At 67.8% G+C, this 24,066-nt stretch carries 24 protein-coding genes; 12 read left to right on the top strand and 12 right to left on the bottom strand.

Features of this window, described 5'->3' with window-relative positions; genetic code table 11:
- Nucleotides 1–56 precede the first annotated feature (56 nt).
- Genes ACH4YP_RS43660 through ACH4YP_RS43645 form a run of 4 tightly spaced genes read right to left on the bottom strand, consistent with a single transcriptional unit; the run spans nucleotide 57 to nucleotide 8,067 of the window.
- Nucleotides 57–1,154: a hypothetical protein gene (locus ACH4YP_RS43660; RefSeq protein WP_398496860.1), complete on the bottom strand. Its 1,098-nt coding sequence runs from the start codon at nucleotides 1,152–1,154 to the stop codon at nucleotides 57–59.
- Nucleotides 1,151–5,764, bottom strand: coding sequence for a hypothetical protein (locus tag ACH4YP_RS43655; protein ID WP_398496859.1), 4,614 nt, complete (start codon nucleotides 5,762–5,764; stop codon nucleotides 1,151–1,153). Before ACH4YP_RS43655 ends, ACH4YP_RS43660 begins: the two co-directional genes overlap by 4 nt.
- Before the next feature lie 3 nt (nucleotides 5,765–5,767).
- On the bottom strand, nucleotides 5,768–6,541 hold the full coding sequence (locus ACH4YP_RS43650) for a hypothetical protein (protein ID WP_398496857.1): 774 nt from the start codon (nucleotides 6,539–6,541) through the stop codon (nucleotides 5,768–5,770).
- Entirely contained in the window at nucleotides 6,514–8,067 is a 1,554-nt protein-coding gene (locus tag ACH4YP_RS43645) for a hypothetical protein (RefSeq protein WP_398496855.1), read from the bottom strand. Before ACH4YP_RS43645 ends, ACH4YP_RS43650 begins: the two co-directional genes overlap by 28 nt.
- Before the next feature lie 865 nt (nucleotides 8,068–8,932).
- Between ACH4YP_RS43645 and tap the strand changes: the two genes are divergently transcribed.
- The 3 genes from tap to ACH4YP_RS43630 all read left to right on the top strand — a co-directional run bounded on the left by tap (nucleotide 8,933) and on the right by ACH4YP_RS43630 (nucleotide 12,363).
- On the top strand, nucleotides 8,933–11,182 hold the full coding sequence (tap, locus tag ACH4YP_RS43640; protein WP_398496854.1) for a telomere-associated protein Tap: 2,250 nt from the start codon (nucleotides 8,933–8,935) through the stop codon (nucleotides 11,180–11,182).
- A 12-nt stretch (nucleotides 11,183–11,194) separates the two neighbouring features.
- Nucleotides 11,195–11,752: a telomere-protecting terminal protein Tpg gene (gene tpg / locus ACH4YP_RS43635; protein WP_398496853.1), complete on the top strand. Its 558-nt coding sequence runs from the start codon at nucleotides 11,195–11,197 to the stop codon at nucleotides 11,750–11,752.
- 86 nt (nucleotides 11,753–11,838) lie between these two features.
- A complete protein-coding gene (locus ACH4YP_RS43630) occupies nucleotides 11,839–12,363 on the top strand; it encodes a hypothetical protein (protein WP_398496851.1) in 525 nt (174 codons plus the stop codon).
- Nucleotides 12,364–12,412: 49 nt separating this feature from the next.
- On the opposite strand, the gene ACH4YP_RS43625 is transcribed toward ACH4YP_RS43630, so the two are convergent.
- Entirely contained in the window at nucleotides 12,413–13,618 is a 1,206-nt protein-coding gene (locus tag ACH4YP_RS43625; RefSeq protein WP_398496849.1) for an IS110 family transposase, read from the bottom strand.
- A gap of 400 nt (nucleotides 13,619–14,018) precedes the next feature.
- Here ACH4YP_RS43625 and ACH4YP_RS43620 point away from each other — a divergent pair, with 400 nt between their 5' ends.
- Nucleotides 14,019–14,897 (top strand): hypothetical protein, encoded by an 879-nt coding sequence (locus tag ACH4YP_RS43620; protein WP_398496848.1) that lies wholly within the window; start codon nucleotides 14,019–14,021, stop codon nucleotides 14,895–14,897.
- A 113-nt stretch (nucleotides 14,898–15,010) separates the two neighbouring features.
- Here ACH4YP_RS43620 and ACH4YP_RS43615 read toward each other — a convergent pair whose 3' ends face one another.
- Complete coding sequence (locus ACH4YP_RS43615; RefSeq protein ID WP_398496846.1) at nucleotides 15,011–15,244, bottom strand: hypothetical protein; 234 nt, start codon at nucleotides 15,242–15,244, stop codon at nucleotides 15,011–15,013.
- Nucleotides 15,241–15,549, bottom strand: coding sequence for a telomere-protecting terminal protein Tpg (tpg, locus tag ACH4YP_RS43610; protein WP_398496844.1), 309 nt, complete (start codon nucleotides 15,547–15,549; stop codon nucleotides 15,241–15,243). Before tpg (ACH4YP_RS43610) ends, ACH4YP_RS43615 begins: the two co-directional genes overlap by 4 nt.
- A gap of 494 nt (nucleotides 15,550–16,043) precedes the next feature.
- On the opposite strand from tpg (ACH4YP_RS43610), the gene ACH4YP_RS43605 reads away from it, so the two are divergent.
- Nucleotides 16,044–16,940 (top strand): hypothetical protein, encoded by an 897-nt coding sequence (locus tag ACH4YP_RS43605; RefSeq protein ID WP_398496842.1) that lies wholly within the window; start codon nucleotides 16,044–16,046, stop codon nucleotides 16,938–16,940.
- A gap of 166 nt (nucleotides 16,941–17,106) precedes the next feature.
- Nucleotides 17,107–17,349 carry a hypothetical protein gene (locus tag ACH4YP_RS43600; protein WP_398496841.1) on the top strand — a complete coding sequence of 81 codons (243 nt, stop codon included), beginning with the start codon at nucleotides 17,107–17,109 and terminating at the stop codon, nucleotides 17,347–17,349.
- A 348-nt stretch (nucleotides 17,350–17,697) separates the two neighbouring features.
- Here ACH4YP_RS43600 and ACH4YP_RS43595 read toward each other — a convergent pair whose 3' ends face one another.
- The gene (locus ACH4YP_RS43595) at nucleotides 17,698–18,006 is read right to left on the bottom strand and encodes a hypothetical protein (protein ID WP_398496839.1); all 309 of its coding nucleotides are present in this window, start codon (nucleotides 18,004–18,006) and stop codon (nucleotides 17,698–17,700) included.
- 130 nt (nucleotides 18,007–18,136) lie between these two features.
- The gene (locus tag ACH4YP_RS43590) at nucleotides 18,137–18,643 is read right to left on the bottom strand and encodes a hypothetical protein (protein ID WP_398496838.1); all 507 of its coding nucleotides are present in this window, start codon (nucleotides 18,641–18,643) and stop codon (nucleotides 18,137–18,139) included.
- Between the two features lie 165 nt (nucleotides 18,644–18,808).
- On the opposite strand from ACH4YP_RS43590, the gene ACH4YP_RS43585 reads away from it, so the two are divergent.
- Nucleotides 18,809–19,633: a hypothetical protein gene (locus tag ACH4YP_RS43585; protein ID WP_398496836.1), complete on the top strand. Its 825-nt coding sequence runs from the start codon at nucleotides 18,809–18,811 to the stop codon at nucleotides 19,631–19,633.
- Between the two features lie 144 nt (nucleotides 19,634–19,777).
- Here ACH4YP_RS43585 and ACH4YP_RS43580 read toward each other — a convergent pair whose 3' ends face one another.
- Both ACH4YP_RS43580 and ACH4YP_RS43575 read right to left on the bottom strand, forming a co-directional pair.
- On the bottom strand, nucleotides 19,778–20,710 hold the full coding sequence (locus ACH4YP_RS43580) for a hypothetical protein (protein WP_398496834.1): 933 nt from the start codon (nucleotides 20,708–20,710) through the stop codon (nucleotides 19,778–19,780).
- A 39-nt stretch (nucleotides 20,711–20,749) separates the two neighbouring features.
- Nucleotides 20,750–21,634, bottom strand: a complete 885-nt coding sequence (locus ACH4YP_RS43575) for a PIN domain-containing protein (protein WP_398496833.1) — start codon at nucleotides 21,632–21,634, stop codon at nucleotides 20,750–20,752.
- A 323-nt stretch (nucleotides 21,635–21,957) separates the two neighbouring features.
- On the opposite strand from ACH4YP_RS43575, the gene ACH4YP_RS43570 reads away from it, so the two are divergent.
- The 5 genes from ACH4YP_RS43570 to ACH4YP_RS43550 all read left to right on the top strand — a co-directional run bounded on the left by ACH4YP_RS43570 (nucleotide 21,958) and on the right by ACH4YP_RS43550 (nucleotide 23,591).
- The gene (locus tag ACH4YP_RS43570) at nucleotides 21,958–22,146 is read left to right on the top strand and encodes a hypothetical protein (protein ID WP_398496831.1); all 189 of its coding nucleotides are present in this window, start codon (nucleotides 21,958–21,960) and stop codon (nucleotides 22,144–22,146) included.
- 3 nt (nucleotides 22,147–22,149) lie between these two features.
- Nucleotides 22,150–22,389: a replication-relaxation family protein gene (locus tag ACH4YP_RS43565; RefSeq protein ID WP_398496829.1), complete on the top strand. Its 240-nt coding sequence runs from the start codon at nucleotides 22,150–22,152 to the stop codon at nucleotides 22,387–22,389.
- Nucleotides 22,308–22,622, top strand: coding sequence for a hypothetical protein (locus ACH4YP_RS43560; RefSeq protein WP_398496905.1), 315 nt, complete (start codon nucleotides 22,308–22,310; stop codon nucleotides 22,620–22,622). The genes ACH4YP_RS43565 and ACH4YP_RS43560 overlap by 82 nt, the downstream gene beginning before the upstream one ends.
- A complete protein-coding gene (locus ACH4YP_RS43555) occupies nucleotides 22,556–22,957 on the top strand; it encodes a hypothetical protein (RefSeq protein WP_398496827.1) in 402 nt (133 codons plus the stop codon). The genes ACH4YP_RS43560 and ACH4YP_RS43555 overlap by 67 nt, the downstream gene beginning before the upstream one ends.
- 337 nt (nucleotides 22,958–23,294) lie before the next feature.
- Nucleotides 23,295–23,591, top strand: a complete 297-nt coding sequence (locus tag ACH4YP_RS43550) for a transposase (protein ID WP_398496826.1) — start codon at nucleotides 23,295–23,297, stop codon at nucleotides 23,589–23,591.
- Nucleotides 23,592–23,636: 45 nt separating this feature from the next.
- Here ACH4YP_RS43550 and ACH4YP_RS43545 read toward each other — a convergent pair whose 3' ends face one another.
- Complete coding sequence (locus ACH4YP_RS43545) at nucleotides 23,637–24,056, bottom strand: hypothetical protein (RefSeq protein ID WP_398496824.1); 420 nt, start codon at nucleotides 24,054–24,056, stop codon at nucleotides 23,637–23,639.
- Nucleotides 24,057–24,066 lie beyond the last annotated feature (10 nt).

Here is a 24,066-nt window from a genome sequence, read left to right as displayed (position 1 = left end):
GACACCATGGCCTGTCCCGACCGGCGGGGCAGTGACCTGTGGCCAGGGACCGGCGCTCACGCCGGGCAGGGGTCAGGAGCCCACCACGCAGTGTCCAGCAGGGCCTGGCGGTCGATTCGCTCCTGCGGGACTCGTACCCCTTGCTCCAGGCGGTCGGTGGTCTCTGGGGGCATGTCGAGGCAGCGGGCCATGACGTGTGCTTCGTGAGCGCGGCGTGGCTCCGCCGTCATATCGGGTCCGACAGGGTGGGAGCGTGCCACGGCCTCCCACAGCGGGCGGCTGATACCGGCCGTCAGGCCGGCCGTGCGGGCGGTCGTGACGAACTGGTGGGCTGCCTCGATGCCGGCGATGTCGACATCGCCGGCGTAGTCGATGCGGCCGGGCCGGACGCCGGTGAGGTCGTACAGGCGCAGGAGGTCGGTGACGAGGGCCGACGCTGCGTCTCCCCCGCCGAAGACGACGGCAGCGTAGGGCGCCGGGTCCGCTTCGCGCAGGGCGCGCCAGGCGGAGTCGAACGTGGCGCGGTTCTCGACCACGAGAACGGGGCCGGCGGGGCGGAGGATGGCGATGCGCAGGGCGCCGGTGGGGGCTTGGCAGGCCAGGTCCTCGAGGGTGAGGCGTCCCGGGGCGAACAGGGGGCCGGTGGCGAGCGCGGTGAGGCGCTTCTCGTCGTTGTAGATCTGTAGGGAGCGTTCCTCGCGGGCGACGGACGGCCTGGACTGACCGGTGGTGGCGAGGAACCAGCGGTTGAGGCGCGCTGCGTCCAGCCGCAGATGCGCGGGCGGATGCGCGGCGCGGATCCAGGCGGGCGCCCATTGCATCGCGGGCCCCCAGGGTTCATCGGCGGCATGGGGCAGCTGGGCTGGGAGCTCGTGGTTGGCGGGGACGGCAATGCGCTCGGGCAGGCAGGGTGTGCCGGCGTCCCAGAGTCTGCCGCCGGGGGCGGGCAGGGTGATCAGCCCGGCGTCTGCCAGGTGACGCAGTGCGTGCGCGAGGCGCATGCGGGCGTTCAACGGGTCGGGCCAGCCGGGGTCCGCCTGGGCCCACAGACGGTAGACGGCGGCCGCGGTGAGACGGGGCCGGCGGGTGGCCAGGATTTGGTCGGCGAACAGATCGAGGACATCGGCGGGCGGAAGGGCTGTGGGGTGGGTCACGGCAGCTCGTCCTCCTCGAAGAGTGCCTGCTCTGCGCGGACGGTGGCGGCGGAGAGGGTGGGCCAGGCGGGCAGGGCCGGGTCGGCGCTGTGATCGCTGTCGCGCTCGGTTGCGGAGATGTAGAGCGTGCCCTGGTGCAGGAGCGGCTGCAGGTCGGCGTCCTTGATGGCGTAGGGGATGACGATGTTGGCGCTCTCCCGGCGGGAGACACGCAGCTGGATCATGCCGGGGAAGACGGTGAGGGCGCCGAGGTCACGGATGCCGGTGAAGGGCACGAAGCGGACGCCCAGGGAGGTGGCGATGTCGCGGGCCAGGCGCAGGAAGTCGGGCTTGGTGACTTTCGCGAAAGGGTTGTCGAGTAGGAGCGTGGTGTGGCGGTGTCCGTGGACGGCGGCGCGGCGGGCGGCCAGCAGAGAGGCGAGGATGAGGGCGAAGGTGACGCCTTCGCCTCCCGAGGTCTCCACGGCGAGCCGGTCGACGGGTTTGTGCCGTGGGTCGAGCGGGTCGGAGGGGATCAGGACGCGGGCGTTGAAGGCCGGGGTGACGGCTTCGACGAGGCGGTAGATGGTGGTGTCGGCGTCGAAGTCGGGCCGGGCTGAGTGGGTGTGGGGGTCGAACCACGCTTGCAGCAGGGACAGGATGTTGGCCTTGCGCTGATCCTTCTTCAGGTCCAGCCCGGTCAGTTTGAGCAGGGGAAGGCCTGCCCAGGCGCCAAGGGCCGGTGTCGCGGGCAGGTAGGAGTCGCTGACGATTGCCTGTACTCCGCGCAGCAGGGCTTGGACGGTGGCGAACGTGGTGCGGCTGACGTCTTCCACGCGGCTGTCGAAGGAGTCGACGACGTCCTGCAGCCAGGCGCATCGCGAGGTGGCGTTGTGATGGTGAGTGTCGGCGTCCTGCAGGAGGCGGGTGCGGGGCAGGCTTCTGAGCATGTGGACGAGGCTGTCGCCTGAGACGACGTCGTTGTCGGCGCCGCGCAATGTTGCTTCGAGGTCTTCGAGTTGTTTGCTGGCGAGCGTTTCACGCTGGGTGAGCCGGTGGCGCAGGTCGCCGACGTCGCTTTCCAGTGTGGTGGCGATGTGGTCGAGGGCTGTGGTGGTGTCGTCCGTGGGGACTTCGGCCGTGGTCAGGCGCAGCAGGCTTTGCACGCTGTCGGGGGCGGGCGCGGGCGGTGGGCTCCCGAGGACGTGGAAGGCGCGGTCGTCCAGGTCTATGGCGGCGGACAGTCCTCCGCCGGCGGCCAGCAGGGGCAGGCCCGTCTGGAGGAGGGTGATGCCGTTGGCTGTCAGGTCGCGTGCGGCCTGTGCCCGGAGCCGTTCGGTCTGGGTGTTCTCACGGAGCTGGTCGGCGTGGGTCCGCGCGGAGCGAGCGGTTTCACGTGCGGCGGTGAGGCGCTCGAGAGTGTGCTGTGCGGCGTGCACCGTGGTGGCTCGATCGTCCGGGTCCAGCTGGATCGACCGGTGCAGCCGGCTGTGTTCCTCGGTCGCCGTGCTGGCTTCGGTGCGGTGGTTGCGCAGATCTGTCTCCAGTGCGCCGATGGCGGAGCTGAGCTGGAGGGCCTGTTCCTGGGTCGAGTCAGCGGTTGCGCTGTGTTCGTCTGCGCTGTGCTGGGGGTGGGTGCGGCGCAGGCTGCAAGCGGCTTCCTGCACGTGCTGCGGGTGCTTGCCGAACTGCTGCTGGAGGGCTTCGGCCTCGGTACGCAGCAGGGCTTGCTCGGCCGCCAGTTGGGGGTCGGCTGCGGCAGTGCTCCAGTGTCGGTGGCGGGCAGCGGCGACTTCCCTGAGCGTGCCGAGGTCACGGCATGCGTCTTCCGGATCGATGCGGTCGGTGTCCGTGCTGGTCTCGGCTGTAAGAGTGTCGGCCTCCGAGACAAGGGCACGGAGTTCGCCGAGGCTGGTCGTGACGCGGTCCCGGTCGTCCTGTGCCCGTGCCCGGTCGGCTTCGGCCGTCTCCTGTGCCGTGTGGGCCTCGGCCATGGCTTCGGTGGCTTCGTTCTTGTCGTTGTCCGCCTGGCGGGTCTCGTCATCGAGTTCGGCATGGCGTGTGAGGTGCTGGGCCAGGGGCATCAGCAGATTGGCCTGCTCGGTGGTGTCGGCCAGTTCCTGGTGGAGGGCGCGCAGCTTGTGCTGCGTGTCCTGCAGCTGACCTGAGGCTCGGGAGAGCTCGGTGTGGGCGTCTTCTCGCACTTGTTGGGCCTCTTCGAGGCGCACGGCAAGAGTTTCGGTGTCGCAGGCGGCGGAGTGCAGGCGGTGTGCGCCGATACGTTCGCTCCAGTCGATGACACGACGGCGCAGGTTCTCGGTCTGGTCGTAGTGGATGCCGAGGTCGTGACGGTGCTGTTCGCGGCGTTCGGCCTCGGCATGACGGGATTCGGTCTGCGGGCGGGCGGATTGCAGGGACCAGTGGGCCGCGTCGGGCAGGATGACAGTGATGCCGTCGGGCAGGGTCGTGGCCGCCTCGAGCGCCTGCGGAGGGGCGATGACCAGGGGTGCCTGGAGGTCTGGCTGGGCCTGGCGGGCGATGTCGATCACGTTGTCGACGTCATCGGGGATGTTGACGATGATGCCGTCGCACAGAGCTGGGTGGTTGCGCACCGCGTCTTCGGCTACGGCGGCCGGCAGTTGGGCCAGGTAGGAGTAGGTGCTGCGGGCCCCGAATTTCAGATCGGTGGCGCGGCGGCAGATGTCGGCCACCTCTGGCCGGGGTGGCAGCAGGCCGGTGTTCTCCAGTGCTGCCACGGCTCGTCGGGCGGCAGCCGCCCGCACCGCGGCGTCCAGTTCCCGGCTCTTGGCCTGCGCGGCTGCAAGAGCCAGGAGTTCTGCAATGGCCTGGTCGTGGTCGTCCAGCCGGATCGGGTCGTAGTCGATGAGTGAGCTGAGACGGAGCTGTTCGGCGAGGCCGTCGGTCTCGGCACGCAGTTTGTCCAGTGCCTGCTGCTGCGCTGTAAGGTCCGCGCGGGCCTGCAGGGTCTCTTCGGTACGTAGTCGGTGGGCATCGGTGAAGGCTGCGACCAGACCGGTCAGCCGGTCCTGCTTGTTGTAGAGGACCCCTTGCTCCGCGGACAGCGCAGCCTGGCGGGCCTGTGCCGTCAGCAGCAGAACCTGCGGATCGTCCCGGTCGCTCAGGATGCCTGCACTGACGGCGTCCCGCAGGACGGTTTCGATGCGTTCCCGTTCGGATTGGAGGGCTTGGATGCGGGTGTCGGCCTGGGTGTGATCGGTGGAGGCGGAGAGGAAATCGCTGCGCGCCGCGTCGACGCGCTCGCCGGCTGTGTCCCGTGCGCCGCTGGCGGCGGCATGTTCTGCCTTCAGGCGGCGCTCCTCGTCGGTGAGGCGCTGCAGCAGGGCAAGGGCTGCGGATGCTGCGCGACGGCGCTGCGGCTCGGCTCCCTGACTGCGGGCGGCAAGTGTGGCGCCGATGTCCTGCATGCGCTGGCGGGCGGTGTCCTGGCGCACGACGAGAGCAGCGGCAGTGGCTGCCTGGGTTTTCAGCTGGGCTGCGCTGAACTCTTCCCTGCGCGAGGCCAGTTGCGACTCGGTGTGCTGCAGGCGCAGCTGGGCCAGCTGGATCTTTCCCGCGCTCTCGCGAGCGTGGGCAGTGCTGTAGGCCGCCAGGGCGGTCTGGAATGCTGCTTCTGCTTCTGCATGGGCTTGGGCGTGCCGGTCGTAGTCGCTACTGCGGTCGGCACTCTGGCGTTCCAGAAGGTGCCGGGCGGACAGAAGGTGGTCGACGAGGTGGTGGCGGCTTGTCTCCAAGGTAGCCAGATGGTGGCGGTGGTCGACGAGGGCATCGGTGTGCCGGACCAAGTCTTTGAGCAGTTCCAGTCGGCGCCGGTCCAAGGCGAGGTTGTCTGCGTCGTGTCCCAGGTCGGTCAGGGCGGTCTTGAGTCCGCTGATCAAGTCCGGTGAAGCAGTTGCGTGAATGGCGCTGTTGAGGAAGTCACGTGAGGTGGCGTAAGTGAAGACGTGGTCGGCGGCGCCTTCGTCCTCGTTCATGGCGAGCAGCCAGCTCTTGACGAACTCGACGTCGATTTTCACGTTTTGCCGCAGGTAGGTGTCCCAGTTGGTTTGGTTCTCGGTGAGTTCGATTCCGGTTCCTGGGTGCTTGCCGCGCAGGGCCAGAATGTGCTGGCGCCATTCGCCGTCGTCCCGCAGCCGGTGGTCGTTGCGCAGGGGCAGCTCGGCCAGCGACGGGCTGTGCTCGGAGGCGGGTAAGGCCCAGAAGTACTCGGTGAAGGGATCGTCTTCGCCGCTGGCTGCCGGCTTGGTCAGGCAAGCGCCCAGGAAGAAGCGCTGCGCGGGGCGCCGGGCGTCGGTGGCAGGAGCTTCGACCTCGAGGATGACGTGGGTGGGAGCACCGCCAGGCACATAGTGCTCAATGCGCTTTTCCTTGCCGCGTTTCTTTTGGCGGCGTTGAGCGACGCGGGGCAGGAACTGGTCGGCCCGGGGCAGCATCACGTGGATGAGGAAGGCCAGGAAGGTCGATTTGCCGCCGCCGTTCTCCAGGCCGATCACCGCGTGGGTGTGCCGGGACAGGTCCACGGTGAGGTCGGGTACGGCGACCTTGTCCCGGACGCGGAGGTTGACGATCCTGAAACCGAGGAGAGGGCCCATGGTTCACTCCCCCGCTTCCGGAGCGAGCGCGGGCACGGGCTCTGTGGGGCGCTTGGCGGCGTACTCCTGCAAGTCGTTGAGGAGATCGTCGGCGAGCATGGCCCGGCAGCGGGCCAGGAACAGGCGCCGAGGCCGGTAGACACTGTCACGGACGGTGGTGCCGCCGCTTTTCACGACCAGGCGCTGCCCGTGAAGGAAGGCGAGAACTTCGTGGACCAGGTATTCGGCGCTGCGGCGTCCTGCCCGCTTGGCGGTGGGAACGTGGGCGGGCAGTTGTAGCCAGTGCCACCACAGGGGCACGTCGCCTTCGGCGGGATCCGTTGCCTCGCTCTCCTTGTGCCGGGCGTAGTCGGTGATGAACTGGGCGAGTTGGGTGGCGGTGCACGTGGTGGTGACTGCGGAGGGGTCACTGAGGAGTTCATCGAAGTCGGCGGCCGATGGGGCGACATAGGCGAGGAGTGCGACAGGTACCAGCAGCCGCATTGCTCGGGCCGCGGCGTTTTCGAAGTTCTTGTTCCAAGGGAGGTCGGCGGTGCGCTGGGGCCAGGCCCACGGTCCGCCGGGGTCGGTGTCCAGAAGCAGTCCGCGGTGCGGGTCGGCCATGGCTACGAAGCAGCCGGCCCCCTCGAGGATGTCGTCGACGAGGCGTCGGAATGATACGTCGGTGCGGTAGCGGTCGAGGAGGTTGCGGTAGTCGCCGGCTTGTCCGCTGTTGCCGGGCTCGGCAGTCACGTCGAGGGCGAACGCGATCAGGCGTCCGGCATCCGTTCCGTCCATGGAGTCCCTTTCTGTCCGGGCAGATGGAGAGCCAGGTTGTCGGCCTCGTTCGGGCGCGGGATGAGCACCAGTTCGTCGCCGGAGATGGCGCCGGCCGGCAAGGGGGTGCCGGGGCGGACCACCGTCAGCCGGCCGGTGATGAACGCATCGGTGGCAGAGGGCAGGTCGTCGTCCTCGCTGTGGAGGCCGCCGTAGGCGCTGGTGACGGTGACGGCCAGTGCCCAGGGCACGAAACGGGCTGTGGGCGCGCTGAGAGTGTCGAGGGCGCCGGAGTGCTGTAGTTCCTGGAGCAGGGCGGACAGCCGGGTGGGTGCGGTGATGTTGTCCAGGATGTCGTGGACGGCAGCCAGCACTGCCGGGTCCAGGTCGTCGGTTTTGATCCGCAGACTGCCGATGTCGAAGGGGTCTCGGTATTGCTCGGTTGGCCGCCGGACTGCGGGCGTCATGACGTCTTGCAGGCGGGGCAGGCTGAGCACACGGGGAGCTCGGGGCCCGAGCAGCCGGGCCATCAGAGGTTCCAGGAGGTCGGCGGCATGTTGGGCAGGCATGTCCAGCAGCGGTGCGAACAGCTGCCCTTGCGGATTGATGGTCAGGCGGCGCGGTGTGAACAGCTGGCGGTCCTGTTCCGCCTCGTAGGCGGTTCGTACTTCGGCGCCGGTGTGCTGCAGTTTGAGCAGGGCGACGATCAGGTCGCGCAGGTTGCTGCTGAGTCTCTGCAGCCGGGTGTAGTCGGGGGCGTGGAGGTGCAGGTGTTCGGCGACGGCGTCCGCGAACTTTTCCTCAGCTTCGACCTGTTCGCCGACGAGCGTGATGATGTCGGTCAGGCGGGGCATGACGTCGCTTGCATAGTCGATGTCGCGGACGTTGTAGGTGATGCGGCGCAGCAGAGTGGTCAGTTGGGCGGAGAGACCGTGGACACTGAGTGTTCGACGGTCGATGGAGTCGAGGACTTCGTCGTAGTCACGGCGCTTGAGCATGCGTTCCGAGCGGTAGCGTTCCGCGGACAGGCGGTCGAAGGGGTCGAAGTCGACGAGGTTCTGGAAGACGTTGATGGCTTCGGGCGTGGCGCGCAGGACCGGTTCGCTGCTCTCGTCGTCCGCGGCGGTGGTGACGAAGGCGAAGGACTGCACCACGTAGTGGGCGTGGGCATTTTCGTCGGGACGGACGTAACGGTCCGTCATACGAGTCTGCCGTTCGCGTTCGTTGACCAGTAGGTCCATGACGGCTTCAGCGATCTCGCGATGGGTGGTCGGTGGGTCCTGGGGCTGTTGCCAGGCGCAGAGGCTGGTGACGTCGTCGAGGAGGGCGTGGCGTGGCCGGCCTCCGCTGAGCCGGTCGTTTTCGATGACCAGGTGGAGGGCTCCGAGCAGCACAGTGATGAGGTCGTAATCGCCCCAGCTGTGGTGGGTGCGACGCAGGGCGTCCAGGCGGACGAAGAGCGCCGCCTGAAGGCCCGCTGTACGGCGTTGGCGGGTCTGCCATTGGTTCAGAAATCCTTGGAGTTGCTGGCTGAGCTGTGTTGCCACGTTGACTCCTCCGCCGGTCACCTGGCGTTCGGACGCTTCGCTCACTTGCGCATTCGAGATGGCCGAGCGTTCTGAGCTCTCCCCCTGTGCCTTCCGCGCCATTCCTGGAAGTTAGACGCCGGTACTGACAACGCCTCCCGCGATGCGGGTAATGCAGCCGGAATTGGCCGTTGTTCGCTGACTCAAATCTGCGGGGCAGCTTGGTTCGGGAAGCAGGTCCTCCGACCCTTTTCAGGGACGTTCATCGCGGTTGCGGTGGGGACGGGGGCGTGCGGCGTTGGCCGCCCCACCTGCGCTGACAAGCGCATGGACGGCGTGGCGGTCCGAAGGGCCGCGAGCTGTGAATGCATCGGTCCAGCACTTTCTCGGCTGTCGGCAGCAACCGGATTCCGGTCAGTTCCTAGTAGGCGCCGCGATCTCTCACCCAAAAGGCACTCGAACATTTATTCCTAATGGGGGTTTTTGAGTTCTGGTGCTCGCTCAGGTCGCTGGTGAGGCTCACATCTGGCGCACTGCAGCCGCGGCGACGATGAGAGCCGCCCGCGGCGGAACCGGCGTCGTGGCTGGCGGCCGATGTGATCGCCGTGCCGGCGGCCCGGGACCGCATGGGCCCGGGCTCTGCGGCGTGGTCACCGATGGTGGACATGGCCCGCCCACCGCACCACTCAGACTTCGACGACACGAACGTATCGATGACCAGCCTTCGGTGACGGCGCTCAAGATTCGATGACACGGAACACGGGCCTACGCGACGGCATGAGTAGCTACCAGACCCCGCAAGAGGGTGTCCGTACGCTCCATGTACGGAACATGTACGTGATAAGTGTGTTTCGACGGCTAGGGTGTGCTGCCAGGAGGTGTTCCAATGTCGGAGCTGTTCGATCGGATCGACGCGCTGGTTGCTTCCCGGTCTGCGCTGCCGCAGCCGGCGGAGCGCAAACGGCTGCGCACGGCGCACGGCCTGACGCTGGATGAGGTGGCGGCCGCCCTGAATGTGCGACGGGCCACGGTCAGTGCGTGGGAATCCGGCAGGACCGAGCCGCGGCCTCCGGAGCGCGACGCCTATGCACGGATGTTGAAGCAGCTGACCGATCTCTATCCCGCTCAGTCCAGTGCTCCCCTGTCTTCCCCGGACGCACAGGCACTCGCGGCTTCACCGCCGGATCGTGCGGAGGCGCAGCGTGCATCCGCGGACCCGGACCCGGCATCCGGCTCCTGGCCTCCTTCTGCCGCAGCTGCTCAGGACGTGGCGCCGCGTCCTGCCAATACAGAAGCCGGACCGGAAGCCACGACAGAACAGCTGGCAGGCACCGTCGGCCGGTCGTCGGTCTCGCGCCGTCCAGCCGTGAAGAGGGCGGATCCTACGGGTGCCGCGGCTGTTGCCGACTCACGCTTCGCCCATGGTCCGCTGGCCGTCGTCGATATCGACGCCGACGGACAGGTCCTCGCCTACTGCGTCGGCGGCGTGATCCTGGACGTGCCCGCCAAGAGCATTCCGGCCCTGGTGGACTGGACACTGCGCGAGTCCCATCTGGGACAGTCGAAGCTGTCCGGCCCGGGCAAGGACGGGGACCCTCTGCTCGTGCTCACCGAGGCAGCACTGCAGCGGTACGGTCTGCCTGCCGCCCTCGCGGAGGACGAGCGGCTCGCGGGACGGATCCCGGAGGGCCACAAGGTCGTCAAGCAGTTGGCCCGCTCCGAGTGGAAGCTGACGAAGCGTGGATTTGGACCCTGGGCGCGGATCTACCGTCCCGCCCAGGGCTCGGAACGGGCCTGCGTCCAGTTGTGCATCCCCTCCTGGAATGCGCTCGACAGCCGTCACTGGGGAGACGCGGCCCAACTCCCGCCCGCCGAACTCGCCCAACTCCTGAGCGTGTACGCGCAGCGAGTGATGACACCGCGCGGTTCCACGGCCGTCACCGGACTGGAACTGATGACGGCGCTGCACCCGCCGACGCGGGCATCCGCGCCCGATGCTCACGGCAAGCGGCATTCGGAACACAACCCCGGCTCGCTGGGGAAGGATCCCGTGGACTGCGCCCCGTGCGAGGCCCCGGACGGCCACCCGGTGCTGAAGGACTTGCCGCGCTTTCATGTCCGGGGCCCCGGTGAGAAGTTGTCCGAGGAGGCATACGACTGGGCACGGCCGATGACCGACGCCGAGTGCGCCAAGCGGCATCTGGTCGGCATCGACGTGAACATGGCCTTCGCTGCCGGCACCAACGGCCTGGTCGTCGGTCTGGGAGCGCCGACGCACGTCAAGCAGCCGGTCTTCGACGCGAAGCTGCCTGGTTCATGGCTCGTGGACCTCTCCCAGGTCGATCTGTCCCGGGTGAGAATCGCGAAGGACAAGTGGGCGGAACTGGAAGGCGACTTGTTGCCCAATCCGTTCACGCCGAAGGGCGAGCGTCCCGAGGGACTTGCTTGGTATGCGACGCCCACCGTCGCCTACGCGACGGAGTTGGGCTACGAGGTGCGTCCGGTCGAGGCATTCGTCCGCTACGAGACAGGGCGTTACCTGGACGACTGGTACAACCGGCTGCGCGACGCCTACCTCGCCACCATGGCCGACCTCGGCGTGGAGGCGGACATGTCGCCGACGGATTTCCTGACAGCGATGGAAGGCTACCGCGAACGTGACCCGCAGATGTCGACTGTCGTTTCGGCAATCAAGGCGACGGTCAAGGGTGGCCTGGGCAAGCTGCGCGAGCGGCCCCGGGGCGAGGGCTGGCGGCCGGGCGAGCCGTGGCGGGCTCTGTCCCGCCCGACGTGGCGGCCGGACATCCGTGCGGCGGTCATCTCCCGCACACGGATCAACCTCCACAGGAAGATCGTGAAGCACGCGGCCTTCACCGGTGAGTACCCGGTCGCGGTCCTTTCCGACTGTGTCGTATACACGGCCGACGGGACATCGCCCCTGGACTTCTTGCCCTACCGGAACGGCAAGCCGCTGCCCGGAGGCTTCAAACTCGGCGTCAACCCGGGCCTGGTCAAGCACGAGGGCTCTCAGACTCTCCTGTGGGGCGAAGGGGTCCGTGAGCGGTTCAACGCCCCCGACCTCAACCTCGCCCGGTACATCAAAGACGGCACCGTCACCGACGTCGACAACGGATAGTAGGAGACCGCGATGAGCATGTTCGGGGACGGCCTGGACGCCGCGGTGCACAAGTCATTCACTCGCCCGGTGCCCAGGAACGCGGGCGCACAGATGCGCTACCTGGTCCGGCAGCTCAAGAGCACGAGAGCCGTCGCCCAGATGCTGCGCGTCTCCCAGCGCACCGTGGAACGCTACGTGAAGGACCAGATCAAGAAGCCCCGACCGGACCTCGCGGCGCGCCTGAAACATGAGGTCACACAGCGCTGGCAACCGCAGATCCGAGCCAAGGCGCGCCGGAAGGCGGCGACGACCGACGGCATCATCATCGACACCCGAGCCCGCATCGGTTACACCGCCCCGGTGGGGTCGACGGACCAGGACCGGATGCGGCACCTGACCGTGGCCCTGCCGCCTCAGTACGCCGCCCGCCTCTTCAATGCCCAGGAACAGGGCGCCAGCGACCAGGAACTGCAGGACATCGCTGCCGACGCCCTCAAGGAGGTGTATTTCCAGGACAACGGCCGCCGCGCCGGCAGCCTGGAGGAGGTGCGCTTCACCGACATCGAGCATCTGGAATTCGATCTGTAGACGCACAAAACACCGTCCAGTTACGAGCGAGTTTGTGACTGATTCCCAATGATGCTTGTCAACCAGTGAGCCGTAGGGTGCGGCTCATGGATTCGTTGATCACTGCCGTCCGCGAACAGGACGAGGCTGCCCGGTTTCTCGCCTGGCCGGGCGGCTTCGACCTGGACCGAGGCGACCATGTCGAGGAGGTCCACCTCGCCTCGGGGGCCGCGCTCGAGGGTTTCGCCGGCGACGGCGCTGGGGGCACGTACTTCTTCTGCGGTGAAGGCGGCGAGGAACGTCCAATCCTCTATGCCGACTCCGAAGGAGGTGCGGCGCTGGTTGCGATCGGCCTGCCCGAGCTCCTGCGGCTGCTGCTGGTCGCCCCGTGGTGGCGCGACTGCCAAGTGTTCATGGAGAAGGAAAGTCTCGAGCTCGCGGCCGAGTACCTGGAGGACATGCCGGATCTCGTGGCCCGGAGGGAACGGGCCGCCGCAGCCCTTGGCCTCGACCTTCCGGACCAGGCAGACGTCCTGGTCCGCTTGCGGGAGGTAGCCGTTGGGGTGGGAGAGAACTTCGTTCTCATCTTCACGCCGGAGGGGCATCCCTACGAACCTCTCATCAGGAACTGAGACGCATAGCAGGCAGCGGGCAGCACGCGCCGTCTCGGATCAACAGGGATCAACTCACGGCGAGACCGCGCTGAGGTGGTTGCGGCTCAAAGGTTCGCTGATCACGTATGAGGGCCCACAGGACGTCGAGGCGTCGGCGGGCGAGGGCGAGGACTGCCTGTTTGTGGCTCTTTCCCTCGGCTCGTTTGCGGTCGTAGGAGGTCTTTGAGGTGGGGCAGAAGCGGGCGGCGATCTGGGCGGAGAGGTAGAACACGCGCAGGAGTCGGCGGTGGTAGCGGTGTGGTCGGCGCATGTTGCCGCTGATCCGGCCTGAGTCCCCTGGGACAGGTGCGAGACCGGCGACTCCGGCGAGGCGCCCCGTACTGCCGAAGGCGTCCATGTCCCCTCCGGTGCAGGCGATGAACTCCGCCCCCAGTAACGGGCCCATTCCGGGCATGCTGACGATCACTTCCGCGTCGCGATGCTCACGGAAGCGGGCAGCGATCTTCGGGTCGATGTCAGCGATCTCCTCGTCCAGCGCCAGTACGGCCTTGGCCAGGGTGTGGACCACAGCTGCGGCCGTGCTCTCCCCGGCGACAGCGGTGTGTTGGGCCTGCGCCGCGGCGACGGCGGTGTCGGCCAGGGCCCGGGTGCCGCGCACTTTGCGGTTCTTCAACCAGCTCGCCAGTCGGCTCGGACCGATCCGGCGCAGGGCAGCCGGTGTCTGATAGCCAGTCAGCAGCACGAGAGCACCTTTGGACGCGGCGTAGTCGAACGCCCGCTCCAGAGCGGGGAAGTACTCCAGCAGTTGGGCCCGCAGTCGGTTGATGGCTCGCGTGCGGTCGGCCGCGAGGTCGTAACGGCGAGCGGTGAGGATCTTCAGGTCCACCGCGATCTGGTCCCAGTCCTGCAGAGGCTGCAGGTCCCGGCGCATCCGTGCCTGGTCGGCTATGACGTACGCGTCCTTGGCGTCGGTCTTGCCGTCGCCCCGGTAACTGCGGGAGGCATGGTGAACGGTACGGCAAGGATTATAGAGAAGCCGCTGGCCGTGACTGGTGAGCAATGCGATCAGCAGGGCGGCTCCGCCCGCGTTCAGGTCGACTGCCCAGGTCACCGGCTCATCCTCAGCCAGCGCGAGGACATCGCCAATCAGCTCCAGCAGTTCATCCTCGTTGTTCGGTACGCGGCGCGAGAGCACCTTCGTCCCGTGCGTATCGATCACCGTGCAGTGATGCGCGGCCTTGCCGGCATCCGTCCCCGCCCAGAGCTCGGGCACCCGAGCCTCCCTCGTCGATCGGTTGACTGGCCCTGCAGACGACCACGCCGACGTGTCCTTACGAAGCGATCTCTGTCCGCTCATCCCAATGAGTGGCCGTGTCGTCGCGGGGCACTGGGCGGCCTATCAGTCAAAGCCACACGTACGGCATGAGCGCTTTCAGCCACACCCAGGCCCCTGGGTCTCCCGATCGTACGAAGGACCGGAATCAACCCTGCAACAAGGCAAGGAGCGCCTCGGTTGGCGAGTTGAGCCCGCCTGTGCAGCTGTGTGCTGCTCCGGGCGCTGGTCCCACGGTGTGCGGCGCCGCTCGTGGTGGGTCCGTCTGATCAGGCTGTGCTCGTGCGCCGTCGGAGCAAACCGATAGTCCTCGTTTCCGTGTCCGGAGGATGATGTGCGCATGCAGTCGGGCAACGAACTTCCGAACGACCGCCGGGCCGAATATTTCGGCCAGTGCGCGGTGATGATACTCAACGCGCTCCGCCAAGAGGGTGATGCGGACCCGTTTTCCGAGGTCACCAGCGTCGACCTGTCCACGGAAACCGAGCCCGGGCACGAAGGGATCTACGACCAGGCCCTGTCCAACGCCCTGGCCGCGATCGTCGCAGCAGAGTGGCCAGGGGAGGAAGCGAATGGCCAGGGCCGTGTGCACTTTGCGAGGGTCCTGTTGAAGGTGATCGTCGAGAAGATTCCGCCCGACCCGACGACAGGCCTGTGCGTTATACCCGATCGCGACGCCGACGTTCGCTCCCGATGGGAGAAGGAAAACCGTATGCCTGAAGGCTTCTGGGACACCCGGATCGACGTTGGCCTCCTGACCACTGCGCTCGATGTCAGCGGTCAGGCCCGTCATGGAAGCGGAACGGGGCGCTTGCAGCGCCGTCACGTCCAAGCCCTGCTTGCCCTCGACCGTCACCCCACCCTGAGAACCCTCCACGGGGCCCAGTCTGACCGCGACGACGAACGGGCCCAGGACGAGGACGCGCGGTCGGCCGATCATGCGCGCGCTCTGCTGGAACTCATCGGTGATGAAGAGGCCACGCGCCGTGCGGAGTCAGCCGAGAACCCCAACGAGTACCACTCCAAGCACAACCCTGACGGCCACGACTTCGAGGAGTGCCCGGTGTGTGGGTACGAGACCTTCTGTGTCCAGGGCTTGGACATGTGGGGGCGGGTCGGCTTCGGGCAGTGCGTCGTCTGCTCCTACAGGCGCAGTCCCCGGGTCGCTGACCAGGAAGGCTTCGACGAACACCACGCATGGCTGATGGGAAAGGGCTGAAAGCTGAACGCTCAACTCGCCAAGTGTCGCGCTCACTCGCGAAGTGATGCGCTCAGCTACACCGGGCGGGCGCGGTGCTGTCCCTTTGGCATGACGGACGTGCACCGGATTGCCTACAGATCGAACTCCAGGTGCTCGATATCGGTGAAGCGGACCTCCTCCAGGCTGCCGGCGTGGCAGCCGCCGTCCTGGAAGTACACCTCCCTCAGCGCGTCGGCCGCGATCTCCTTCAGCTCCTCGCTCGGGGCGTCGAAGAGTCGGGCGGGTAGCGGGGCGGCAGGGCGACGGTCAGGTGCCGGATGCGGTCCTGGTCCGTCGTGCCGATCGGCGCGGTGTAGCCGAGTCAAGCGCGGGTGTCGATGACGATGCCGCCGGTCGTGGCCGCCCTCTCGCGGGCCTTCGCCCTGATCTGCGGCTGCCAGCGGGCCTTCACCTCGCGCTCCAGGCGGGCGACGAGATCGGCGCGCGGTTTCTTGATCTGGTCCTCACGTACCGCTCCACGGTGCGCTGAGAGACCCGCAGCATCCGGGCAACCGCCCTGGTGCCCCAGCTGCTTGACCAGGTAGCGCATCTGCGCGCCCGCGCTCTTGGGCGCCGGGCGGGTGAACGCCTTCTGCACCGCGGCGTCCAGGCCGTCGCCGAACAGGCTCATCGCGCTCTACCTACTCCCCGGTGTCCTGGTCGGTGACGGTGCCGTCCTTGATGTCCCGGGCGAGGTTGAGCTCCGGGCCGAATTTCGACTCGATTGAGTGGGGACGGGCCATGACCGCCCTCGCCTTCGCCGTACTCGCCCCGCCTCCTCCAGGACGGGCGCAGTCGTACGGACCGCGGGCCGCCGTGGGAAGAGACGTCACCACCGCGACCGGCTCGATCCGGACTCGCCGCCGTGTTCTCCCAGGTACGGGGTCACGACGTGAACTATCCATGAGTCCGGCTCCAGAACATCAAAGATCACCGTCTGAAACGTTAAGGGTTTCCGGTGCCAAGTACGCGTCTGCCTGCAGATTCAGGCACCACTGGTTTCCTATCAGGGGTCATCAGTTATCCCAGTGTTTTCCGATAGCCGGATCTGAGCGGGAGGCGACCAAGCGGCCGCACCGGAATTCGACACCCTCCCCGTACGACCGATCGGGGAACATGGACTCCGTGACCACCGAACTGACCGTGCTCAAGCGGGACATGGCCGTGAGCCAGGATGACACGATACGGATGCTGCTGGAGCAGTCCAAGCGCACCGGCCGTGCCGTCCTCATCCGGCGTGCCTTCGTCCAGGATGCCGATCCCGGCCTCCGCCTGGTCACGCGGCCCGGCCCGTTCTCCAAGATGCTGCGCAGTAACGAGCGGCTGGATCTCTTCCTCCTGATCCACTGCGTCACCGCGCGCGCCGACTGGGGCGTCACTCACCGGTTCGAGACCTGGGGCCGCGCCGCGGGGATCTCCTTCGCCACCAACGGCACGGCGAGTGCCGCAGTCTCTCGGCACCTGCACACGCTCAAGGAACTGAAGCTGATCAGCACCGAGCCGTACGGCCGGATGACGAAAATCACCAAGTTGCTCGAGGACGGCTCCGGCGACCCGTACACGCTGCCGTCGGGCGACAAGGAGGGCTCCCGCAAGAGCGTCTACTTCAAGGTGCCCTTCGAGTACTGGGAGCAGCACTACTACCGGTCGCTCTCGATGCCGGCGAAGGCGATGCTGCTCATCCTCATGAGCCAGCGCAGCCCGTCCTTCGCCCTGCACAAAGCCAGGGAGTACGCGCTCTGGTACGGGGTCTCCCCGTCAACGGTCGGGCGCGGCATCGAGGAGCTGAAGGAGAAGGACCTGCTGTACGCGTTCCTCTCCGAGCAGCAGTTGGACGGCTTCTCCGTCCTCGGGCAGAGCACGCACGTCCGCTGGGCTCTCGCCGCGCCGTTCGACCTGAACGTCAACAAGACGGAGCGCGAGGCGACAGAGGCCGCCTGGACTCCTGAGGGCGTCGCCCGCACCGCGCTGCGGATCGGCTCCCGTATCCCCGCGCTCTCGGGGGCCGCGATTCCGCGATGAGCACCGCCGGGGCGCTATGGCCCCAACCCCACGACTCCCGGCCCGGCACACACGGGTCGGGCGCGGCGCAGGCCGCCGCCCCGCAAACGGGCGACGGCCCCCTGTTCCAGCAGGGAGCCGCCCAGTGAAGAAACCGACAGCCACCACCTAAGGAGGCACCATCAGCATGCCCAACGAGCGTAAGGGCACCGACCAGCCGGCGTCGACCCGGCATCACCAGGGCAACGGCAAGCTGCGCAACATCTGGTCCGAGATCCGGACCCGTCTGCGGCATCTGCTGGACGGCGGCCTCCGCCGTCGCCTGCGCACCCTCGCCCGTACCGCGGGCTACGGCATCCTCCGCGGCGCTTCCGGCACCGTGGGCGCGAGCGGAACCGCGTGGATCATCTGGTGGTTCCAGCAACGCTGACCCGGCGCACCCGCTGATCCCACATCCGCCGACCTGGTGGTCCCGGTACCGAGCCCGGACCACCAGCAGTAGGCGCAGCAGGGCTGAGGAACGCCTCACCCCACGCACGAGCCCCCGGACCGTCAATGTCCGGGGGCTCGTGCCTTCAGGCGGTAAGTCGGTGCCAGATGAAGATGCAGCTCCCCAGGCTGGCGAGTGACGGCCGGCGCAGCACGGACCGGATCCGCTCGGGCCCACCAGAACGACGGACATCCGGGGTTCACGCTCCTGGAACAGGCTCCACAACGCGTAGACGTACTGCAGGGTCTCGGTCCGCAGCAGATGTGCATCGCGTACGACCACCACGGGTCAGGAGCGCCATGCGAGTTCGTTCTCGACAGCCTGCTGTGCGTCGGCCAGCCGTCGCGGCCGGACACCGAGGTGCAGAGCGGCGTGGAACGCGTCCAGGAGCACCGCGAGGTTGCCTGGTGCGGCGGTCGTGACCACGACGGAGTCGGCCCCGTCGCAGCGGCTGAGAGCGGCCTCCATCACCGCTTCGCCCTGGACGTTCTCCGGCGCAATGACGCAGAGCAGTGCGCGGGTCTCAAGGATGTAGCCCAAGTTCTCGGCAAGTGCGGAGAACGCTTCGCCGGACACGGCCGTGGCTACCTTGCCCATGGCCCCTCCCCTGGGAGCTGCGTACGGGACGCCACCCAGTCCAGCACGTTCGCGGACAACGGCGGAGACATGGACGTCATCACGACGCAGATTGACCGGGCCTGTTCGAGACGTGAGCGGCTGTGCCGGATCAGCGAAGCTCGGGACCCGAGCGACGGTTGCCGCGGCAGTCGTAGACCGCGAGTGACAGATCTTTCACCGCAGCTCGAGCACGTTCGGAGTCCAGGCCATCGTCAAGGACCTCCAGCGCGGCGGCCGCCGACACCCGAACGGAACGGGGCAGGCCGTCATAGGCAGAGAGGCGGTACGCGACGGTGCGACGGGCCTCCTGTTCCTCATCGCTCGCCCCATCAGAGGTCAGCGGGAAGATCGCAGCCTCGTACCTCGCGATACTCAAGAGGACCGTGTCGGCGATCCCTTCCGCATAGCCGTCGCCGCTGACGGCCTGGACGGAAGTCACCGCGGGCCGGGGGCGAGCAAGCATTCCGAATCCCGCGCCCAGGCCGGTGGTAGTCGCGCCCACCACGGCGCCCAGCCAGCCGTCCAGGACAAAGCCGAAGCAGGCTCCGCTACTCACCACGCACATCAGCAACGCGACGGTCATCCCGTACACACGGGTGCCGAGCGGGAACATCATGGCCAGCAGTATGCACACGCCCTCGGGGCCTGCGGTCGGCGCCTCGTGAAACTGGGCTGGCACCGCTGACCAGGGTCCTGTTGTCAGTGGTGCCGGGGACACTGGTCTCAAGCCTCAGCGCCGCAGCCTGAGGGATCGGCGTTCTTTGACTCGAAGGATTGGCACATGCTCACCGAAGCACTCATGGCCGTGGCCGGAACGGGCGGTGCCGCCGTCGTCCAAGCCGCCGGCACCGACGCGTGGACCGGCCTGCGGCAACGCGTAGCCCGTCTCCTGGGGCGCGGAGACGCTCAGCGCGAGCGAGCGGAACTGGAGCGCCTGGACCGGACCGTGCAGGCGCTGGAGGAAGCCGATGCGACCGGCGAGACGGAGCGGATGCACCTGCGCCAGGAGGCATCGTGGCAGACCCGTTTCGAGTCGCTCCTGGAGAACCTGGAGACCTCCGAGCAGCAGCAGGTCGCGAACGAGCTTCAGGCACTGGTGGCAGAGCAGCAGGAACTCGCCGCCAGCCAGGGCGTGGTCGGCAACACCTTCAACGGCCCCGCGGCTCTGCAGGTCGGCAACCACAACCAGCAGGAGAACCGCTTCAACATCGCGAGCTACCTGCCCGCTCCCGCAGGTCCCCGTGTCGTCCTCCAGGTCTCCAACTCCATCCCCGTCTACGACCTGCCCAACGGCAGTCAGGACCTGGGCGATCATTTCGTCAGCGTGGAGGCGGTCAATACCGGTGACCAGCCGATCGCCATCACCAGTTGGGGCATCGAGCTCCCCGGTGACCGGCACATGTTCGTCACGCGAGGCGAGAACTGGGCAACTCCGCTCCCCCACGTGCTCGCTCCCGGTGCCCCTCCCGCGCGGCTCCTGATCCGAGCCGATGAGCTGCGGCGGGTAGAGCGAGAGCAGCGCATCCCGTACACGCAGATGCGGCCCTACGTGAAGCTGGCCGACGGAACAGTCGTCCACGCCGACCGCACCGTGCCGTTGGCGTGACCGGCCGGAGCCACGAAGGAGCGGTCTGCCGGTTGTCGGCAGACCGCCCCTTCGTCTCAAGGGCATGGCGGCTGTGCGCCTCCACGATGAGTCTCATCTGCTCGCGCGGGCAATCCGACATAGTCGGTGCTCCGTCCTGACGCGTCAGCCCCCTGTCGGCAGTCCAGGCAGCACAACTCCGAGGTAGGCGGCGAGAACGCTGCCCAGCGCACCACTGGCGACGGGCGACAGGACGGCTAGAGTCTGGGCACCCCACCGCTGGAGACGGCTTGGATCGGGGTTAACGCTGGTGGCTTCCTCTTCCATGCGCGTCGCCAGTTGGGTGATCTCAGCGGCATCGTCTTCGGGCAGCCCCAGGATGGGCACGGCCTGGCGGAGTGCGCGGGCGGCCATGACGACCTGGGCGAGGTCGACGCCGCTGTGCGTGGTCGCGTTCAGCGTGAAGTCGCGGCTGTTCGCGGCGATGTTGCCCGTGTTCTGCCCGATGTGGATCGTGGTGTTCCCACCGGTGTTGCGGCGTTCGTACGCGCCGATGTCGCCCTGGTAGTTGTCCACGCAGTCTTCTCCTTCGGCGGTGATCTCGGCTTGCACGGGCCCGTCTGAGCTTGCGTTCCGGTCACCTTTGATCAGGCCCTTGGCGGTGAGATAGGCGGAGGCCCGGTCGATGTCCCTGTCGGTGAGGCGTTCGCCCTCGAAGAGGGACAGCGGGTCGTTCAGCACGTCCGCGACGGCAGGCAGCAGGATGTCGTCGTGTTTGCGGTGCCACAGCCAGACCAGCAGGCCCTTGCGTGCGGCGGCGGCCCGCGCGGCCGGGTCGGAGCGCCGGCGCCTGCGCTCCTCCATCCACTCAAGGCCTCGCGGGGTCAGGTTGGCTTCCGGGCCGTCATGGGTGGTGTCGCGGTCGCCCAGGAGCCGTTGGCCCTTGCAGAACTGCAGGAGCCGGTAGGTCTGGTCCTCGGTGAGGCCGTGCGACTGTCCGAACTCGGTGATCGGCACTCCGCCCAGTGGATCAGTTCTCGTGCGGTCGTAGACCCATTCCACGAGCGGTTCGTGCAGGGCGGAGAAGTCGGCGGACACAGGGTGCTCCCTTGCTCGGTACGACGGGCTTGCTCGTGCTCAGGGCTTTTCGATGAAGGGCAGTCCGACGGCGGCGAGTTTCGTCTGCAGGTTGATGTCCCTGGTGGCCACGTAGACGGCGGAGCCGGGGTGCCGGGACTGCAGCAGCAGGGTGGAGGCCACGAAGCGGTCGTCGGGCACGTCGAGGTCGAGCCAGTTCGGCAGCCCGTCGCCCTTGGGTTCGATGTGCTCGAAGACGGCGTGCACATCGCCGGCCACCCGTACGCCGCGCAGAACGTCGCCGTTGGTTCGCAGCCCTTTCAGGCGGCGGTCGGCCTTCTTCGCCGCATCGCGGATGTCGGGGTTGCGGCCGGCGAGCTTGTGGTCGTCCAGCTCCCGCAGGACAACGGGCAGCAGGTGGACCATGTACCGATTCCCGAGCTGCGGCGTGTAGACCGCCACGTCGGGGTCATCGAGCAGCACGTTCGTATCGACCGCCACACGCACCGCCCAGGCGTCATCCGGTAGGAGCTCGCCCAGCTTCCGGAGCGTGGCCACGGCCGCCCTGACCTTGCCGACGGCCTTGTCGATGCTGGCCGGCACGGTGGTGTCCCGGGGGCGTACAAGCCAGCGCTGCAACAGGCCGAGGGCCCCGTCGAGGCGCTTGGTGACCTCCGGCGTCGGGTGCGGGAACAGCAGCCGGAACAACGGTTCCCATTCCCGTACGCGCCCAAGGAGTTCCATCCTTCGCGTCTCGAGTTCGGGGCCGCTGGGTACCCAGCCCCACTTCGCTGCACCGAAGTGCACCATGCCGCTGGACTGGCGGTTCGGGTCGACGTTCCGGATCTGCGAGTCCGTGAGGACCTTCAGGAAATCCGCTTCGATCAGGTCCAGATCTGACCGAAGGCGTTCCAGGTACGTCGGCGGGGCTTGTGTGGCGGCCATCTGCCGATGATGCCGCACGCCACTGACATTGCCGTTCGCAGGCGGCTTGTCCGTCCGGCGTCGCGCGCGGCCCCGCCGTCGCGCGCGAGAGGCACCCGCGGCGCCCCGTCCCCTCGCCCGCCGCCCGGGGCCTGTCCCACCCACCCACTTCTCTGTTCTTCCTGCTGTGGGGCGTGGACTCGGGGGCGTAGAGGGGATGTCCGGCTCCCGAGTACGGCCGGACCAGCATGGTGACCTGCGGATTCGCGGGCAGGTCCGGCAGTGCTCGCGGACGGTTGTCGGCCGGGTTGTCGGCGGGGATTTGGGCCTGGTCCACGGAGGCGTTGTCGCTTCGTGACCGTGGTCGGGCCTTCGTGGTCGGGGTTCTGGTCGGGGCCGGCTGCTGCTGTGACCGGTACGCGCGGCGCCGGGCAGGACGGCGCCGCTCCGTACGGGAAGTGAGCGGATCCGTGATGATCGGCGTGGACGTGGGCAGCGGGGACCGGCTGGCGCTGGGCGTGCTGGCGCAGTAGCGGATGGCCACCACCGAGCAGATGCACCGGGTGATCGCTCCCTCGGTGCGGATCGAGCAGACCCGGCGGCGGCTGGCCCGGCTGCGCGTGGAGGGGCTGGTCGACCGCATCACCCTGCCGCAGGCCGGACGGACCGGGTGTGGTTCCCGACCTCGTACGGCGTGCAGCTCGCATCGGAGTGGCCCGAGATGCGCGGGCACTGGCTCTCCAGGACCGTGTCCGATCCGACCGCCGTGCGGCTGAAGGCCGGCCACACGCTGACCGTGACCGAGACCGCGCTCGCCTTCATCGAGGACGCCCGCCGCCGCGGCGACGTGTGCGAGCCGCTGGACTGGATCCCTGAGGTCCACCATCCGATCGGGAGCGGCGAGGCTACCGGCGCGGCCCCGCCGACGGGGACAACGGGGCGATGCTGCGGGCGTTCGTGGAAGTCGACCGGGCCACCATGGGCCCCGAACGCCTCGCCGCCAAGCTGACCGCGTACGAGCGCCTCCACCGCTACGTACCCCTGATCCCGGGGCGCCGGCCGACCCTCCAGGAACCGGCAGTTGAGGAATGGCGGCGGCGCTACCCGCTCTTCCCCCGGATCCTGTTCGTCCTGGACCGCACCGGACCCACCGGCGTCGAGAACCGGATCAGCGCCCTGCGCGCGGGAGCCGGGCTGCTGGCCCGCTTCCCGTACGACGTCCCCGTGCTCGTGGCGCCGCTAGCCGACCTGGTCCAGCACGGCCCCTCCGCACCCGTGTGGCGGCCCGTCCACGACCCCGGCTGGCGAGTCCGCTGGACGGAGTCCGGTCATCGCCAGACCTGATGCGCGGCCGCCGCAGACGCGGCACGGGTCTGTACTGCGCTTCGCCCGCAGACCCTCCGTAGCGAAGTAGTCGACCACCGGGGCCAGCGCGTATCCGCCCCTTGTCGATCTGGTCAGCCGCGCGTCCGAGAGCCAACGGCCGACCGGTCGAAGCACTACGAGGGACGCCAAGAAGGGCAATACGAGAAGCAACCGGCGGCCTCGCGGTCCTGCGGGGCGTCCACGGACCTCGAAGCCGTCGCCATGGCGATCAACAACCGGCCCCGCAAGGTCCTCGGTTGGCGGACACCGGCCGAGGTCTTCGAAGAGCAGCTACGCTCGTTGCAACAGCCCGGTGTTGCAACGACTGGTTGAACTCGCCCAGTACACCAGTCAGCAATTCGCCACTCTGGCAACGGAGTTCGGCGTCCGTCTGTCTGTCGGCCGCACCGGGCAGTGCTGGGACAACGCGCTCGCCGAGTCGTCCTTCGCCACCATCAAACGGGAGTTGCTCGACACGAGAACCTGGCCCAGCCGGGCCGTCGCCCGCACCGCGATCTTTGATTTCATCGAAGGCTGGTACAACTTGCACCGACTGCACAGCAGCCTCGGCTACCGCAGTCCCGCCGAATACGAGACCGCACTCGCAGCCTGACCACCACACCAATGGTGTCCGTCAAAGCGGAACAAGCTCAGGAGATCAGCGGCCAGGTGATCGCTGGCGCCGCTTCGTTCGCCGCGCGCGACGGGCGGCGATCACGCCGAGGTCGGAGCGCATGTGGGGCGGTACGACGAACTTCGGAAGGTTGAAGAGGACGACACAGACCTCACATATTGCGGGCACCAGGATGGCCAACAGAGCGGCTACCAGGATGTAGGACGACGTGCTGGCATCCGGGTCAAACAGCGCCAGCCAAACCAGGAGAGTGATCCCCCAGAGCGAGGCAGCCGTGAGGCCGATGGACCGCACCTCTCCTCGCTTGGCCTCCTTACCGAAGGGAATCCAGGTGAAGGAGGCCATGAAAAAATCGACCAGATCGGGGTTCCGCCAGAGTTGGACAGCCTTCCAGGTCATGAAGGGAGATCCGAGCGCAAAGAAGGCGAACAGGAAGTATTTCATTGCTACGACT

It is taken from the genome of Streptomyces sp. NPDC020747 (assembly GCF_044334695.1).
Taxonomy (GTDB): domain Bacteria; phylum Actinomycetota; class Actinomycetes; order Streptomycetales; family Streptomycetaceae; genus Streptomyces.
The sequence above is the reverse complement of the archived record's forward strand: the minus strand, read 5'-3'. Positions and strand labels throughout refer to the sequence as shown.

Bases quoted from the DNA above. Each gene is read 5' to 3' on its own strand.
- ACH4YP_RS43655 (WP_398496859.1), bottom strand. From the start codon at position 5,764: ATGGGCCCTCTCCTCGGTTTCAGGATCGTCAACCTCCGCGTCCGGGAC.
- ACH4YP_RS43650 (WP_398496857.1), bottom strand. From the start codon at position 6,541: ATGGACGGAACGGATGCCGGACGCCTGATCGCGTTCGCCCTCGACGTG.
- tap (WP_398496854.1), top strand. From the start codon at position 8,933: ATGTCGGAGCTGTTCGATCGGATCGACGCGCTGGTTGCTTCCCGGTCT.
- tpg (WP_398496853.1), top strand. From the start codon at position 11,195: ATGAGCATGTTCGGGGACGGCCTGGACGCCGCGGTGCACAAGTCATTC.
- ACH4YP_RS43630 (WP_398496851.1), top strand. From the start codon at position 11,839: ATGGATTCGTTGATCACTGCCGTCCGCGAACAGGACGAGGCTGCCCGG.
- ACH4YP_RS43620 (WP_398496848.1), top strand. From the start codon at position 14,019: ATGCAGTCGGGCAACGAACTTCCGAACGACCGCCGGGCCGAATATTTC.
- tpg (WP_398496844.1), bottom strand. From the start codon at position 15,549: ATGAGCCTGTTCGGCGACGGCCTGGACGCCGCGGTGCAGAAGGCGTTC.
- ACH4YP_RS43600 (WP_398496841.1), top strand. From the start codon at position 17,107: ATGCCCAACGAGCGTAAGGGCACCGACCAGCCGGCGTCGACCCGGCAT.
- ACH4YP_RS43595 (WP_398496839.1), bottom strand. From the start codon at position 18,006: ATGGGCAAGGTAGCCACGGCCGTGTCCGGCGAAGCGTTCTCCGCACTT.
- ACH4YP_RS43590 (WP_398496838.1), bottom strand. From the start codon at position 18,643: ATGATGTTCCCGCTCGGCACCCGTGTGTACGGGATGACCGTCGCGTTG.
- ACH4YP_RS43585 (WP_398496836.1), top strand. From the start codon at position 18,809: ATGCTCACCGAAGCACTCATGGCCGTGGCCGGAACGGGCGGTGCCGCC.
- ACH4YP_RS43575 (WP_398496833.1), bottom strand. From the start codon at position 21,634: ATGGCCGCCACACAAGCCCCGCCGACGTACCTGGAACGCCTTCGGTCA.
- ACH4YP_RS43565 (WP_398496829.1), top strand. From the start codon at position 22,150: ATGGCCACCACCGAGCAGATGCACCGGGTGATCGCTCCCTCGGTGCGG.
- ACH4YP_RS43555 (WP_398496827.1), top strand. From the start codon at position 22,556: ATGCTGCGGGCGTTCGTGGAAGTCGACCGGGCCACCATGGGCCCCGAA.
- ACH4YP_RS43545 (WP_398496824.1), bottom strand. From the start codon at position 24,056: ATGAAATACTTCCTGTTCGCCTTCTTTGCGCTCGGATCTCCCTTCATG.